Here is a 14,573-nt window from a genome sequence, read left to right on the forward strand (position 1 = left end):
TCACATACTGTATACAGTCATCTCATCTGTCGCCCGCCCGGTCGGTTTGAGGCAGGATGAAGCTCCGCATGTTTCCTTCGTCGATCGGACTCCGCCCGTGTCTGAGCAACGAAAGCTTCGGCTTGCCCTGCGCGCGACCGCTCTGCTGGCCGCCGTCTCGATTCCCGGTCTGGCGTTCGCGGCACCCGGTACGCCGGCCGCGCGGCCAGGCGCCGATGCCGGTCCGGCCGCCGCGTCCGTGGTACCGGCGGCTGAGAAGCCGGATCCCGTCAATCCCTGGCAGTTCGACCACTGGCCGCAGCAGCAGCCGTGGCAGGAGTCGGAGTTCGCGGCGAAGCGCGTCGCGCAGCCCGGCTTCGGGGAGGCGATCGATCCGCAGAACTGGGTCAACCCGGACCACATGACCTGGGCCGACTACCAGAAGCCGCCCGGTACGAACTGGGCCGACCCGACCAAGAAGGGTTCGGTCCGGACGTTCAAGGGCGCGCTCGTGCTCGTCGACTACCCGAACCAGCCGTTCGTGATCACCCAGCCGAAGGCGTCGACGCCGTTCGGCAACCCGAGCGCGGAGGCCAACGGCATTCCGCGCGACCAGGTCGCCGACTTCTACCGCGACTTCCTCAACAAGCCCGGCGCGCTCAACCGCGGGCACACCATCCACGAGTACTGGATGGAGGACTCAGGCGGCCGGTACGGCGTCGACCTGACCTCCTTCGGCGCTTATCAGCTGCCAGGCAAGTCGTACGAGTACGGCATGGAGTTCCAGGGCGGTACGGCCTGCCCCGCCGGTGACAGCTGCAACAAGAACCTGCGGACCGACGCCCGCGCGGCATGGGTCGCCGACCAAGGTGCCGGAGTACCGGCCGGGTTCGACTTCGTGTACTACCTCAGCGCCGGTCAGGACGAGTCGTCGACCTGGCAGGAGTTCGGGTCGATGAAGTTCCCGACCAAGGAAGACGTCACCGACGACTTCGGCCCGCCGGACCCGGCGCTGCCGAACTGGTCGCTCACCCGGTACGTCCCGTGGACCTCCTGGGCCTCCGGCTCGACACTCTGGCCCAACGCGGGCGGCGGTTCGACGACGCAGGCCGAGAGCTCCGGTATGTCCGTCTTCGCCCACGAGCTGAGCCACATCCTCGGGATCGGCGACAACTACAACAACCCGTTCGGCATCCCGGCCCGGCGCGACTACTCCGGCCCGTGGGAGATGCTCAGCCGCGGCACGTTCAACGGTCCCGGCGGTCCACACAGCCGCTGGATGATCCCGGCGACCGGTGGCGCGTCGATGGGCGCCCAACACATGCTGCGCAACAAGATCAAGCTGCAGATGGTCGACGAGCAGAACGTACTCCGGCTGTCGCGCGAGGCCCTCGCCCAATCAGGCCTGGTGGTCGCCGACGTCACCGCCCGCGCGATCCAGCCGGGTGCGCAGGACCTGTCCGGGATCAACATCGCGCTCGGCACCGGCGACCTCTCCCCCAAGTGCGATGTCAGCACCGACCCGATGTGCGACGGCGGCGGGTACAACAACTACACGGTCGAGGTCGTCGACCGGGTCGGCACCGACTCGTTCACGCCCGACTCCGGCGTCCTGCTGACGAAGACCAAGAATGCTGATGCGGCGCCGTTCGAGTGGGTCATCGACGCGAACCCGCAGGACATCAACATGACCGACTACGTGCTGCCCGACGGCACCAAGGTCCCGATCACGATCGGCGACTACCGCCAACTGTCCGACGCGCTCTTCCACGCCGGTACCAACTCCGGCAGCGAGTACGAGTACGTCGATCAGGCGAACCGGCTGCACTTCTACATCACCAACGTGCACCGCAACGCCAAGGGCGAACTGTCCTACACGGTCGCGATCCGCTCCCTCGACGGCGCCGGCCCGCAGCGGCGCGGCGTCCGGGTGCGCCCGACTGTCGGCCTCCCGGGGCCGGCCGGCGTCAGCACCTGTGTCTTCCCGCTGACCAACACCGGCAAGACGGCACCGCCGCAGGGTACGCACCCGGAGGACGTCGCGAAGTACCTCGACAACGACGTCTACCGGGTATCCGCCAAGATCACCGGCAAGGGCTGGACGCTCTCCGTACCGAACGCCCTGGCCACCGCCAAGACCGGCTCCACCATCAAGATCCCGGTCCAGGCCAAGGCCGCCCCCAAGGCGTCCCACCTGGCCGGCATCACCTTCACCGCCACCTCGGAATCCGACCCCACCAAGAAGTCCACCACCACCTGCCTGGCCATCGCCAAGTAGGTCTTCGAACCGCTGGTCAGGCCTCGGCGAGAGTGCTCGTCGCGGTCTGGCCGGCGGTGCTGGTGCGTTGGAGGAAGTCGGAGATCAGCTCCAGGTCGGCTGCTGAGTAGTCGGCCAGGAGGTTGTCCATCTTGGTGTTCATTCCGGCGTACAGCTTGAAGACCTCGGTACTGCGCTCGCGGAGCGCGCGGACCTCGACGGCGCGGCGGTCGGTGGCGTCGGGGTCGCGCTCACGGGCGATCCAGCCGCCCTTCTGCAGGCGGTCGAGGATGCCGGTCATCGTCGCCGGGTGCAGGCCGGCCCGGCGAGCCACGGCACTCGGGCTCATCGGGCCGTGCCTGGTGATGAGTTCGAGGCAGTCCAGGTCGACGTCCTTCAACTCCAGATGCGTGCCGACCTGATGGTTGAGCAGGCTGAGCTGGTTGCTCAGCTCGCGCAACGAGTCCTTGATCTCGGCCGCTAGCCGGCGCCGCCGGCGCGCGTCGTGGGCTGTTACCGGATTCATAAGATCTGCCCCTCGTGTTGTACGAATCTCGAACAACACTTTACGCAGCCGATCTCCTCGGTACGCCGATGAGCAGCGCCAACGCGACTGCGGCTGCGACCGTCCGGGCGAGATGCGCCAACTGCCACCGGTCCCGTACGTCCGCCCAGTCGGCCGCTGGAGATTGGACGGACCAGGCGGCCTGGTCGTGGTTGATCGGTAGGTTGACCACGAGCGTCAGCACGAAGACGCCGAGCAGGAGTACGAGTGCTGCGATCGTCGGTGCGCGGCGGGTTCGTAGTACCAGGACCAGTGTCGTGATGATTGCCGGGAGCAACGTCACGCTGGCCAGGGTGTCGAGCCGGTCGAGCTCGACCTGGCGCACCTGGGTGTAGACGTGGGCGTCGAAGCGTCGCAGGGACTGCTCCAGGACGAGCACCGTCAGCAGGAAGCCGGCGAAGAGCCCGGCGAACCAGAGGTTGGCGAGCTTGACGAACCTCATCAGTACGCGATGCCGACCGCGTGCCCGATCGTCTCCGGCTTGGCGAGGGCGCCGAGCATGTAGTGCGCGGTGTCCTCGCGGGAGACCGACAGACCGCGCGGAATGTTGGCATCCAGCGCCGTCCGATAGATCCCGGTGACCGGCTTGCTGACCAGCTTCGGCGGCCGGACGACCGTCCACTCGATGCCGCTCGCCGCGAGTTCCGCTTCCATCAAAGCGAGGTCGGCGTAGGTCTCCTTCAGCAGCCAGCCGAAGAACGGATGGATGAACGCCCGATTCAGCAAGCTGTCGCCGGGCGGAATCGGCCCGACGGGCGCCGCACTGACCCCGACATACCGGCGCACTCCGACCTCGCGCATCGCCTCGACGATCGCCCTCGTGGACGTCGAGGTCACCGGCCCGTCCTTCCGCCCCCGCGGCCCGATCCCCGACACCACCGCCTCAGCCCCGTCAACCGCCCCGACCAACTCGGCAGCCACCGTCACCCCCGACACCTTTACCACCTCCAGCGCCGGATGCCGCACCTCGTACCGCGCCGACTCCCGCACCACCGCCACCACCTTGTGCCCCGCCTCGAGCCCCTGCTCAACCACCGCAGCCCCGATCCGCCCAGTAGCCCCGAACACCGTGATCCGCATCGCCCTCACCTCTCCATCGATCTAATATCTAGACCGTATCATATGAGTTTCATACGATACGAGATGCGAGCGCTACTCCCCCACGACCGCGAGCAACTCGTCACGACCCCACTGGCCGCTCACCCCGACAGCACTGCCGAGGTAGTCGGCGACCTCGCCCGCATCCCACCCATGCGCCTCACGCAGCCCGGCGGCGATCCACCGCAGGTACGCCGCACTGGGCGCCGATGGCTCAAGAGCAGCCGCCTCGCCATGTGTCATGGTCAGCATCGGTAGGTCGTCCCGCACTCCGACCCGGGTGATCGTCTCGTAGCGGCCGGGGCCCATTGCATGCACGGTTTCGACCGTCGGGGCGATGGCGCTCAGGGCCAGGGCGAAAGGGCCGCCGGGTGGGCGGCGCATCTCCTGGGCGACGACGTCGGCGAACTGGTCGGTGGTGATCAGGTATGCGCGTGCGGCGACCCGCGCATCGGCGTACGGGTCGTAGAAGGCGCTGCCTCCGGTCCACACCTTCGATTCGCCGGAGAAGACCAGGCCGCCGGGGAGCTGGAGGCTGAGGATGCCGGCCGGCTCGCTGGGATCGCGGCAGCCGGGGTAGTCCCGCAGGCCGCCGGCCGGGCGTCCGCCGGCGACGTAACAGCGGAACCGATTCAGTGCGAGATTCGAGCCGTAGGCGACGTACCAGACGCTCTTCAAGCGTTAACCCCGTCCGTTACAGCTTGCAAGCGGTTGGAAATGAACAACAAACTTCATATTCCGTCCACCTGAAGTTCCAGTTAGGGTGCCTCCGATGCAGTGCTGGTGCTGAACGCTCCACCCGTCCCGCCCGATGAGGAGATCCGTCATGCCAGATCTGAACCGCCGCAGGTTTCTGCAGCTAGCCGGTGGCACCGCCGCCTTCGCGGCCATGTCCAGCAGTATCGAACAGGCCGCCGCGATCCCGGCCAACCGCCGGACCGGCAGCATCGAGGACGTCGAGCACATCGTCGTCCTGATGCAGGAGAACCGTTCTTTCGACCACTACTTCGGGTCGCTGAAGGGCGTCCGCGGCTTCGGCGATCCCCGCCCCGTCACGCTGCCGAGCGGGAAGTCGGTCTTCCACCAGTCGAACGGGACCAAGGACGTACTGCCGTTCCACCCGGTGGCCGACGACCTCGGACTCCAGTTCCTGCAGGGGCTCGCGCACAGCTGGCCGGACGGTCATGCCGCCTACAACAACGGCAAGTTCGACAAGTGGGTGCCGGCCAAGACGGCCCCGACGATGGCCTACCTCACCCGCGAGGACATCCCGTTCCACTACGCGCTCGCCGACAAGTTCACCATCTGCGACGCGTACCACTGCTCGTTCATCGGCGCGACCGACCCGAACCGCTACTACATGTGGACCGGCTACACGGGTAACGACGGAACCGGCGGCGGCCCGGTGCTCGGCAACGACGAGGCCGGCTACGGCTGGACGACGTACCCGGAGCGCCTGGAGCAGGCCGGCGTCTCCTGGAAGATCTACCAGGACATGGGCGACGGTCTCGACGCCAACGGCAGCTGGGGCTGGATCGAGGACGCGTACCGCGGCAACTACGGCGACAACTCGCTGCTGTACTTCAACAAGTACCGCAACGCCGCCCCCGGCGACCCGCTCTACGACAAGGCCCGGACCGGTACGAACGCCAAGGCCGGCGATGGTCTGTTCGACCACCTCCGCGCGGACGTGAAGAACGGCAACCTGCCGCAGATCTCCTGGATCGCGGCGCCCGAGGCGTTCACCGAGCACTCGAACTTCCCGTCGAACTACGGCGCCTGGTACATCTCCCAGGTCCTCGACGCGCTCACCTCCGATCCCGACGTGTGGAGCAAGACGGCGTTCTTCATCACCTACGACGAGAACGACGGCTTCTTCGACCACGTCGTACCGCCGCTGCCGCCGACGTCTGCCAGCCAAGGCCTGTCCACGGTCGACGTCAGCGCCGACCTGTACGCCGGCGGCGGGGGCTACGTGGCCGGCCCGTACGGTCTCGGCCCGCGTGTCCCGATGATCGTCGTCTCGCCCTGGAGCACCGGCGGGTACAATTGCTCCGAGACGTTCGACCACACCTCGATCATCCGGTTCATGGAGCGCCGGTTCGGCGTCCACGAGCCGAACATCTCGCCCTGGCGGCGGGCCATCTGCGGTGACCTGACGTCGGCGTTCGACTTCAGCGCCGACGCCCGCCAGCCCGGACAGTTGCCGGACACCTCGGCGTACCAGCCGCCGGACGGCGACCGGCACCCGACCTTCCGGGTCAACCCGCCCGCGGTCGGCGAGATGCCGGTCCAGGAGCCCGGCACGCGGCGTACCAGGCCGTTGCCCTACTCCCCTTATGTCGACGGCGCCACGCAGGCCGGCAAGTACCAGCTGACGTTCTCGTCCGGCACCGGCGCCGGATCTGCGTTCCTGATCACGTCGCCGAAGCGCACCGACGGCCCCTGGACCTACACGGCCGAAGCCGGCAAGTCGATCGCTGACACCTGGAACACGATCTACTCCGGCGGCGTCACCGACCTGACCGTCCACGGCCCGAACGGCTTCCTCCGGACCTTCCGGAGCAGCCCCACCACCGCCCTCGAGATCACCGCCCGCCACAACGACACCACCGGCGACCTCGACTTCACCCTCACCAACAGCAGCGCGCAAGATGTCATCTTCACCCTGACGAACTCCTACGACGGCCGCCCCAAGCGCCTGAAGGTGCTCAAGGGCCGCACGTCGCAGTACAAACTGAACGTCCACCACAGCAAGCAGTGGTACGACGTGTCGATCACCGCCGACACCGACACCACCTTCCTGCGGCGCTTCGCCGGCCACGTAGAAACCGGCGAGGCAGGCACCAGCGACCCCGCCATCATCACCGCCTGAGAAACCTGTACTGCCCCGGCTGCTACCGGGGCAGTACAGGCCCGCCAGGCCCGCTCGAGGTACGGGTCAGCGGGTGACCAGGGGCGCCAGGTCGTGACGGGAACGGACCTCCAACTTGCGCATCGCGTGGGACAGGTGGTCTTCGACGGTACTGACGGACAGAGTCAGGGTGGATGCGATCCTGCTGTTGCTGAGTCCTTCCGCGGCCAGCCGGGCGACTTCGAGTTCCCGCGGCGAGAGAGCGTTGCCGTAGCCGCGGCGGCCGCGCTTGGGTGAGACGGCGACGCCGGCCTCGCGGAGTGCGTCGCGGCAGCGGCGGGCGTCGCCGCGGGCGCCCATGGCCTCGTAGGTGTTGGCTACCGAGATGAGGTCGTTGGGGTCGCCGTTGGCCAAGAGGAGTTGGCCCCGGGCTTCCAGGGCGACGGTTTCGTCGTAGTGGCGGCCTATTGCCCGGTATTGGTCGGCGGCGGTGGTGAACAGGGACGCCGATTGCTCCGAGACAGCCTGGACGAAGGTGGCGGCGGCGTTTGCGGCCGGGGCATCGCGGTCGGCTACAGTGGCGGCGAACTTCAAGGCCAGTTCGTGCGTGGGGGCGCAGGTCAGCAGGTCGCTGGCCCAGGGCCAGCCGTCCTTGCGGATGACTAGGGCGATACATTCGTCCAGGGGGACATCGGTATGGCGGTGGAGGGCAGCGGTTGCGGCTGCGCGGAGGGGCCAAGGGCCGTGGGCGGTTGCAGCTGAGACCGATTCGAGGAGTTGTTTGCCTCCGGCAACATCGCCTTGGGCCAGGTGGAGGCGGCCGTCGACCAGGTCTAGTTCGGCACGGATGAAGGGCAGAGCGGTTTCGGCGCGAGCTCGGGCCAGGCGGTCGGCGAGGCCTGTCCAGTTGCCGGCGGTGAAGTCCAGGCGGGCCCGGATGGCGGCGATCGCTGTTCTGGTGAAGGGGTTTTCGGTCTCGGCGGCGCGGTCGAGCAGTGCCGTACTCCGTCGGTCGTGTCCCAGCCACGCCAAGGCGCCGGCGACCTCGACGCCGTCGGCCTCGTCGAGTTCGCCGACCGACAAGCGGAAGCGTGCCTGGTTCCGCCGTACTGCGAGTTGCGCCTCCCCCTCCGAATACTCGCCGACCAAAAGCAACGCGCGCTCCAACCACGCCCGCTGCTCCCCGACCGCCTCTGAACCCACCGTCGGCACCGCCAATGCCGACAGCGCCCAAGCAGCCGACCCCAGATCCGAGCCCAGTTCGCTGACGGCCGCCGCCAACTCCCGCCGCCCGACGCAAACCGAGCCGGTCTGCTCCTGCAGCAACAACCCCAGCGCCAACCGCAACCGTCCACGACTAGCGCTGGCGACAGTGGACGAGCCCAACACACCCCTCATCACAGCGACTGCATCGTCGAGCTGTCCAGTAGGCGACGCGGACTGCCCGAGCTTGACCGCCAGCCGCGCGCGATCCGCCCAAGTCAGCGCTTCACTCCGAAGCATCTCCGTCAACTGGGCAACAGCCACAGCATGATCGCCCCGGTTCGCAGCATGCTCCGCGGCCAGTTCGGAGTGAATCATCCAGTCACCAAGAGATCCACCAAGGCGCGAATGCGACGCGATCCCAGCGTGATCCGGTGGCTCGACCGAGGCCAGCGCACTCGCGGCCCGGCGATGCAGACGGCGTACCTCGTCCGGCGGGATCGTCTCGTAGATCGCCCGCCGAGCGAGCGCGTGGCGCAGGTCGTACAGGCCGGGCTTCGGTTCACCGAGCAGGCCACGAGCGAGACCCGTATCCATCGCAGTCGTCAACTGATGGCCGGCAACCTCAGCAACAGAACCCAGGATCGCCTCCGACACAGGTGCATCGAGCACAGCAGCAGCCCGGATCACCGAGCGGCAGAAGCCCGGAATCTGCTGAAGCCGGATGGTGAGCGAAGCCCGCAAGGCAACCGGCGCCGGCTTGTCGGCCAAGGCCTGGATGAGAGCATCACCCTTGCCCAGCGTCTCGTCACGAAGCAGCTCCTCGACGACGAACGGCAGACTACCAGTGCGCTTGACCAACTCGTCGATCAATGCCGACGGCAACGACTTCACCCCGAGCAACTCGGCAGCCAACCCCTGTACCGCGTCCGCCGACAACGGACCAACCCGTACTTCGCTAGCCCGCGCCCCAACCGGAACGCAACCAGCCAAAGCCGTGATCTCGCCCGCCTGCTGAGCATCCTCCGGACGATAGGTTCCGATGAGCACGAACTCCCGTGGCAACCGACCCGCGAGAAACCGCAACAACTGCAGCGTTCCCGGGTCGGCCCACTGCAGATCCTCGACCACCAGCACCGTCGGCCCAGCCCCCGACAACCGTTCCACCACCGAGCTGAAGACCGCGTGGCGCGTACCGGAGCGCAGTACCGGCTCCCCCATCGCCTCGATCACCGGAGCCAGCGGGATCTGTTCCTCCACCGGCCGGCACTGTCCCATCAGCCAGCGAGCCGGATGGGAACCCTGTACCTCCGCCACCAGCCGGCTCTTCCCGACTCCCGCCTCCCCGACGACCAGCACCAACCCGGGAGCGGCGCGCACCGCAGTCCGCAGTGCACGGAGCTCGTGCTCCCTCCCCACCAACTTCACGAGCTCACCGGTGCATTCGGCGTTGGGCGGCCGCGGCGGCGCCGCCAGTCAGAACTACCAACAGCGTGGCCAGGGACCAGCGGCGGAGCACTTGGACCGTACGGTCGGCTGGAGGCGGTAGTGCCGCCTGCTGCGGAGCGATGGTGATCTCCGAAGGAGTCGGCTGGATCGGACGAGGCCTCGGGGTCGGCGTCGGAGTAGTGGGTGGTGGCGGCAACGGCAGGTCTGCCGCTGGAGCGGGCGTGGGAGTCGGCGTAGGTGACGGCGTCGGAGTAGGCGTCGGCCGCACGGACGGGCGCGGGGCGGGTGGCGGCGCGGGAGTAGGCGTTGGGGTGGGAGGAGGCGAAGGAGTCGGGGTGGGTGTTGGCGTCGGGGTGGGCTTGGGAGTGGGCGTAGGCGTAGGCCGCGGCGTCGGAGTTGGTGGAGGCGGGGGCGGAGGCGCCGTGTACAGACACCCCGCGGCATCAGACCCGACGGCTGCCGACAACGAGGCCAAGGAGCTCGACGAGCCGTCCAGACCCACGCGATAAAGCTGACTCCGAGACCCATACCCCGTCCGCACGGTGTACAGAACGCCACCAGACATGACCACCGAGCTGTACGAATCCCGCCCAGGTATCCCCCGCACCGTCGCGACGACTTTCACCTTGCCCCGCTCAGGATCCAGGCTGACCACCCGAGCCTTCGGCCCCGACGTCGAGATCCCGTACAACAACCCGTCCGATGGATTCACCGCGAAGTCGTCGACCGACAACGCCAGCAGCACCGACGACAGATGCACCACTCGAAGAACCGACCTGAACGTCGAACTCCCCGGGTCGATGTCCATCGTGTACAGCCGATGCCCGTCGCGCAGATACAACCGCGACCCCGCCACCGCCCCGGCGGTCGGGTCGGCGACCCCACCGACACCGACCCTCACCTGACCGAGATCGGTGACGGCGCCGCGGCGATCGACGGTCACCAGGTGCGGCCGTCGACGCAACCACCCCGACTTGTCCCGCGTGGCGATCCCATAGACCAGGTCCTGGCCTTTGGCATAACCCGCAGCGTTGATCTGGTAGTCCAGCCGTCCAAGGTCAGTACTACGACCAGACGGCAACTCCACCAACGCCAGGCGAGACAAAGAGCTGTACCCCGGCGTCCGGAACTGCAGCATCGAGCAGTCGGCCGCGGCATCCGACGACCCAGCGACCAGGACGGTCGTGAGGCAGGCGAGGACGAAGGCACCCACGCCCGCCGACGCACGCAGTACGGGGCGTACGCCGGCGAGCGGGGCAATCAAGGGTCGGGCCATCGTCAGCCGCCGTGACTCAGCCTGGCCAGCGCGGAGACGAACGCGTCCGGTCCCACACTCGCGCCACCGCTGAACGGGTTCTGCAGCTGGTAGATCGCGAACAGCAGCAGCCCGATCGCGCCGGACAGCATCGACACGATGATCGCGTACGAGTACAGCCCCGGACCGCCGAACATGAACATCAGCGCCACCGACATCACGCTGCCGACCATGATCGCGAACCAGACGACCGAACTGACCCCGCTGCCCGCCGAGTTCAGCCGTACCTGCCTTGCCTGGTAGACGTTCCAGACCTGGCCGGCGGCATCGACGCGACTGTTCTCCTGCCGCTCGGTCGTCGTCTTCGCGTGCTCGATCGTCGTCTGCAGATTGGTCAGCACCGTCCACCCCTCCGCGCTGACCGGCCGGCCCGCCTTCATGTCCGGCCACTCCTGCTCGGACACCACGGTCGCGTACGAATGCGTCAGCTGCTGGACCTTCGCCCGGTCCGCCGGGGCGAGCGAGTCACTCGCCCACTGCACCGCGACGAGCGAGTCCGCTTCCTGATACGTCGTGTCCTGCGCCTTGTCCATCGCGTCGAACAACGAGATCAGCACGAACGCCGCGATCACCACGTTCACCCCACCGACGACCGTGAAGACCTGGCCGGCCACCTCGTTGTTCGCCTCGCGTCCCTCCCGTTGCCGGGCCCGCCGCAGGACGATCGCCAGCACGGCGGTCACCACCATCGTCCCGACCACCCAGAACAGCCCACTCACCAACAGACTCATCCGTCGTCCTCACTGCTCGCAGGCCACTCGTGGCTCATCGCCTCCTCGAGCAGCGCCTCGACGATCTGGCTCTCCGGGACGGTCCGGACGATCTCCCCTTTCACGAAGATCTGGCCCTTGCCGTTGCCCGACGACACCCCGAGATCGGCCTCCCGCGCCTCGCCGGGTCCGTTGACGACGCACCCCATCACGGCCACCCGGAGCGGTACCGGGAAGCCTTCGAACGCGGCCGTCACCTGCTCGGCCAGCTTGTAGACGTCCACCTGCGCGCGTCCGCACGACGGGCAGGAGACGATCTCCAGCCGGCGCGGCCGCAACCCGAGCGACTCGAGGATCCCGATCCCGACCTTCACCTCTTCGACCGGCGGCGCCGACAGCGAGACCCGGATCGTGTCCCCGATCCCCTCCGCCAGCAGTACGCCGAACGCCACGGCGGACTTGATCGTCCCCTGGAACAACGGCCCGGCTTCGGTCACACCCAGATGCAGCGGGTAGTCGCACTTGCCCGCCAGCTCGCGATAGGCGGCGACCATCACCCGCGGATCATGGTGTTTCACCGAGATCTTCAGATCGGTGAAACCGTGCTCCTCGAACAGCGAGCACTCCCACAAGGCCGACTCCACCAGCGCCGCCGGAGTGGCTTTCCCGTACTTCGCCAGCAGCCGCTGGTCCAACGACCCCGCATTGACCCCGATCCGGATCGGCACCCCGGCCGCCGATGCAGCCTGCGCGATCTCGCGCACCTGGTCGTCGAACTTGCGGATGTTGCCCGGATTCACCCGTACCGCCGCACACCCCGCGTCGATCGCCGCGAACACGTACCGCGGCTGGAAATGAATATCCGCCACGACCGGAATCCCCGACTTCGCCGCAATCTCCGGCAACGCATCCGCATCATCCTGCGACGGCACCGCCACCCGCACGATCTGACACCCCGCCGCCGTCAACTCAGCAATCTGCCGCAACGTCGCTTCCACATCAGCCGTCGGCGTAGTAGTCATCGACTGCACGGACACCGGAGCACCCCCACCAACCGCCACACCCCCAACAGCCAGCTCGCGCGACTTGCGTCGTAGTACCAGCAGTTCCGGCAGACCTAGCTGTACGGCGGTCATGCTTGTCTCACCGCGGAAGGCAGCGTGAAGTGGATTGTTTCTTGGGTGATTTCTCGTTCGACGACCTCGACCGGGCCGAGCTCGCGGAGCCAGTCGATCACTCCGTCGACGAGGCGGGGCGGTGCCGAGGCGCCGGCCGTCAGTCCGATGATGCGCACCCCGGCGAGCCAGTCGACTTCGACTCCCGACGCGTCGTCGATCAGGTACGCCGGGGTGCCGTGCTTGTGCGCCAGCTCGACCAGCCGGCGCGAATTGGACGAGTTGGTGGAGCCGACCACGAGGACCAGATCCGACTCCTCCGCGATGGCAGCAAGCGCCTCCTGCCGATTCGTCGTCGCGTAACAGATGTCCGCCTCGGACGGCCCTTTCAACCCACGGAACTTGTTGCGCAGGGCATCCAGGATCGCCGTCGTCTCGTCCACCGCCAGCGTGGTCTGGGTCAGGTAGGAGACCCGCGACGGATCCTCCACCTCCAGCCGCGCGACGTCCTCGACCGTCTCGACCAGCAGCGTCCGGTCGAGCGCCTCCCCCATCGTCCCCTCGACCTCTTCGTGCCCCGCGTGACCGATCAGGATCACGGTGTCCCCGCGGGCGGCGTACCGGCGTGCTTCGGCATGCACCTTGGTGACGAGCGGGCAGGTCGCGTCGATCACATCAAGCCCCCGACGGTCCGCCTCACTGCGGACCGCCGGGGACACTCCATGGGCCGAGAACACGACGGTCGCGCCATCGGGCACGGCGTCCAGCTCGGCGACGAACACCGCGCCCCGGCTCTCCAGCTCCGCGACGACGTGGGTGTTGTGCACGATCTGCTTGCGTACGTAGATCGGATGACTGCGTCGTTCGAGCAACTGCTCGACCACCTCGATGGCCCGCTCGACACCGGCGCAGAATGAGCGCGGCGAAGCCAGCAGGATAGTGCGTGTCGTCATTGTTCCCCCCTTCGATCAGCGATCGCGGCGCGTGGCCAACCTGGCCAGTTGTTCCAGTTCACCGGCAGCCGGCTCGAGTGCCCGGGCCGAGGCCAACTCGCCCAGTGAGTCGGTCAGCAGCGCGTCGGCCTGCAACTGGCTCTGCTCCCGTGCTCCGGTCGCCTCGATCAGGTCCGCCGCGCGCGCCAGCTCGTCGTCGGACAGTTCGTTCTTTCGGTGGTACAGGACTGCCAACTCACGACCGGCCTCCGTACCCGAGGTCAGCGCCGCGATCGCGGGCAGCGACTTCTTCCGCCGGCGCAGGTCCGAGTGCACCGGCTTGCCCGTCACCTTGGGGTCACCCCAGATCCCCAAGAGGTCATCGACGTACTGATAGGCCAGCCCGAGATCCTCGCCGTACAACCTCAGGTGGTCGACCTGCTCGGTGCGACCGCCGCCGAAGAGCGCGCCGAGTGCCGTCGAGCACCCGAGCAGCGCGCCGGTCTTGAGCTGAGCCATCCGCACGCACTCCGACAGCACCACGTCGTCGCGGGTCTCGAAGTGCGAGTCCGACAGCTGCCCATCGACCAGCTCCTGAACCGCAGCGCCGAGCATCCGGGCCGCTTCGTCCGCACGCACGTTGCCGCTGTCGACCAGTACGTCGAACGCCAGGCTGAGCAACGCGTCACCAGCGAGGATCGCCGGCCCGAGACCGAAGACGGACCAGGCCGTGGCCCGGTGCCGCCGGGTCAGGTCGCAGTCCATCACGTCGTCGTGCAGGAGGGAGAAGTTGTGGACCAGCTCGACCGCTACCGCGGCTGGAACCGCAGCTTCCGCAGTACCGCCAACGGCTTGAGAAGCCAGGAGTACCAGCGCGGCGCGGAGTGCCTTGCCGCCGTCAGCGTTGGCTGGAGCTCCTTCCTCGTCCTCCCAGCCGAAGTGGTAGTTGGTGATCCGCTGAGTTGCCAGCGGCATGCTTCCGACCGCGGCGCGGAGCGCGGGCTCGACCTGGTCGCGGCTCCAGGCCAGGAGTTGCTGGGCAGACCGGCCGGCCCCCGCGGCTTGGCTCGCGTGCTGGAGAGTGGACATGACATGC

12 protein-coding genes are annotated in these 14,573 nt (G+C 67.7%); 2 read left to right on the forward strand and 10 right to left on the reverse strand.

What is annotated here, in order from left to right; genetic code table 11:
* Positions 1–97 precede the first annotated feature (97 nt).
* On the forward strand, positions 98–2,257 hold the full coding sequence (locus tag AB0M15_RS27510) for a M6 family metalloprotease domain-containing protein (protein WP_363824333.1): 2,160 nt from the start codon (positions 98–100) through the stop codon (positions 2,255–2,257).
* 16 nt (positions 2,258–2,273) lie between these two features.
* Here AB0M15_RS27510 and AB0M15_RS27515 read toward each other — a convergent pair whose 3' ends face one another.
* The 4 genes from AB0M15_RS27515 to AB0M15_RS27530 all read right to left on the reverse strand — a co-directional run bounded on the left by AB0M15_RS27515 (position 2,274) and on the right by AB0M15_RS27530 (position 4,577).
* A complete protein-coding gene (locus AB0M15_RS27515) occupies positions 2,274–2,762 on the reverse strand; it encodes a MarR family transcriptional regulator (RefSeq protein WP_363824334.1) in 489 nt (162 codons plus the stop codon).
* A gap of 40 nt (positions 2,763–2,802) precedes the next feature.
* Positions 2,803–3,243: an anthrone oxygenase family protein gene (locus AB0M15_RS27520; RefSeq protein ID WP_363824335.1), complete on the reverse strand. Its 441-nt coding sequence runs from the start codon at positions 3,241–3,243 to the stop codon at positions 2,803–2,805.
* Positions 3,243–3,881 carry an NAD(P)H-binding protein gene (locus AB0M15_RS27525; protein WP_363824336.1) on the reverse strand — a complete coding sequence of 213 codons (639 nt, stop codon included), beginning with the start codon at positions 3,879–3,881 and terminating at the stop codon, positions 3,243–3,245. The genes AB0M15_RS27520 and AB0M15_RS27525 overlap by 1 nt, the downstream gene beginning before the upstream one ends.
* A gap of 72 nt (positions 3,882–3,953) precedes the next feature.
* Complete coding sequence (locus tag AB0M15_RS27530) at positions 3,954–4,577, reverse strand: histone deacetylase (RefSeq protein WP_363824337.1); 624 nt, start codon at positions 4,575–4,577, stop codon at positions 3,954–3,956.
* A gap of 148 nt (positions 4,578–4,725) precedes the next feature.
* Between AB0M15_RS27530 and AB0M15_RS27535 the strand changes: the two genes are divergently transcribed.
* A complete protein-coding gene (locus tag AB0M15_RS27535; RefSeq protein ID WP_363824338.1) occupies positions 4,726–6,774 on the forward strand; it encodes a phosphocholine-specific phospholipase C in 2,049 nt (682 codons plus the stop codon).
* Positions 6,775–6,840: 66 nt separating this feature from the next.
* On the opposite strand, the gene AB0M15_RS27540 is transcribed toward AB0M15_RS27535, so the two are convergent.
* The 6 genes from AB0M15_RS27540 to AB0M15_RS27565 are packed head-to-tail and all read right to left on the reverse strand — an operon-like array spanning position 6,841 to position 14,566.
* The gene (locus AB0M15_RS27540; protein WP_363824339.1) at positions 6,841–9,384 is read right to left on the reverse strand and encodes an AAA family ATPase; all 2,544 of its coding nucleotides are present in this window, start codon (positions 9,382–9,384) and stop codon (positions 6,841–6,843) included.
* Positions 9,385–9,388: 4 nt separating this feature from the next.
* Positions 9,389–10,681, reverse strand: a complete 1,293-nt coding sequence (locus tag AB0M15_RS27545; protein ID WP_363824340.1) for a hypothetical protein — start codon at positions 10,679–10,681, stop codon at positions 9,389–9,391.
* A 2-nt stretch (positions 10,682–10,683) separates the two neighbouring features.
* A complete protein-coding gene (locus tag AB0M15_RS27550) occupies positions 10,684–11,451 on the reverse strand; it encodes a hypothetical protein (RefSeq protein ID WP_363824341.1) in 768 nt (255 codons plus the stop codon).
* Positions 11,448–12,566: a flavodoxin-dependent (E)-4-hydroxy-3-methylbut-2-enyl-diphosphate synthase gene (gene ispG, locus AB0M15_RS27555; protein ID WP_363824342.1), complete on the reverse strand. Its 1,119-nt coding sequence runs from the start codon at positions 12,564–12,566 to the stop codon at positions 11,448–11,450. Before ispG ends, AB0M15_RS27550 begins: the two co-directional genes overlap by 4 nt.
* A complete protein-coding gene (ispH, locus tag AB0M15_RS27560) occupies positions 12,563–13,498 on the reverse strand; it encodes a 4-hydroxy-3-methylbut-2-enyl diphosphate reductase (RefSeq protein WP_363824343.1) in 936 nt (311 codons plus the stop codon). Before ispH ends, ispG begins: the two co-directional genes overlap by 4 nt.
* Before the next feature lie 15 nt (positions 13,499–13,513).
* A complete protein-coding gene (locus AB0M15_RS27565) occupies positions 13,514–14,566 on the reverse strand; it encodes a family 2 encapsulin nanocompartment cargo protein polyprenyl transferase (RefSeq protein ID WP_363824344.1) in 1,053 nt (350 codons plus the stop codon).
* Positions 14,567–14,573: the final 7 nt, after the last annotated feature.

The sequence above is a fragment of the Kribbella sp. NPDC051718 genome (assembly GCF_040681515.1).
Taxonomy (GTDB): domain Bacteria; phylum Actinomycetota; class Actinomycetes; order Propionibacteriales; family Kribbellaceae; genus Kribbella.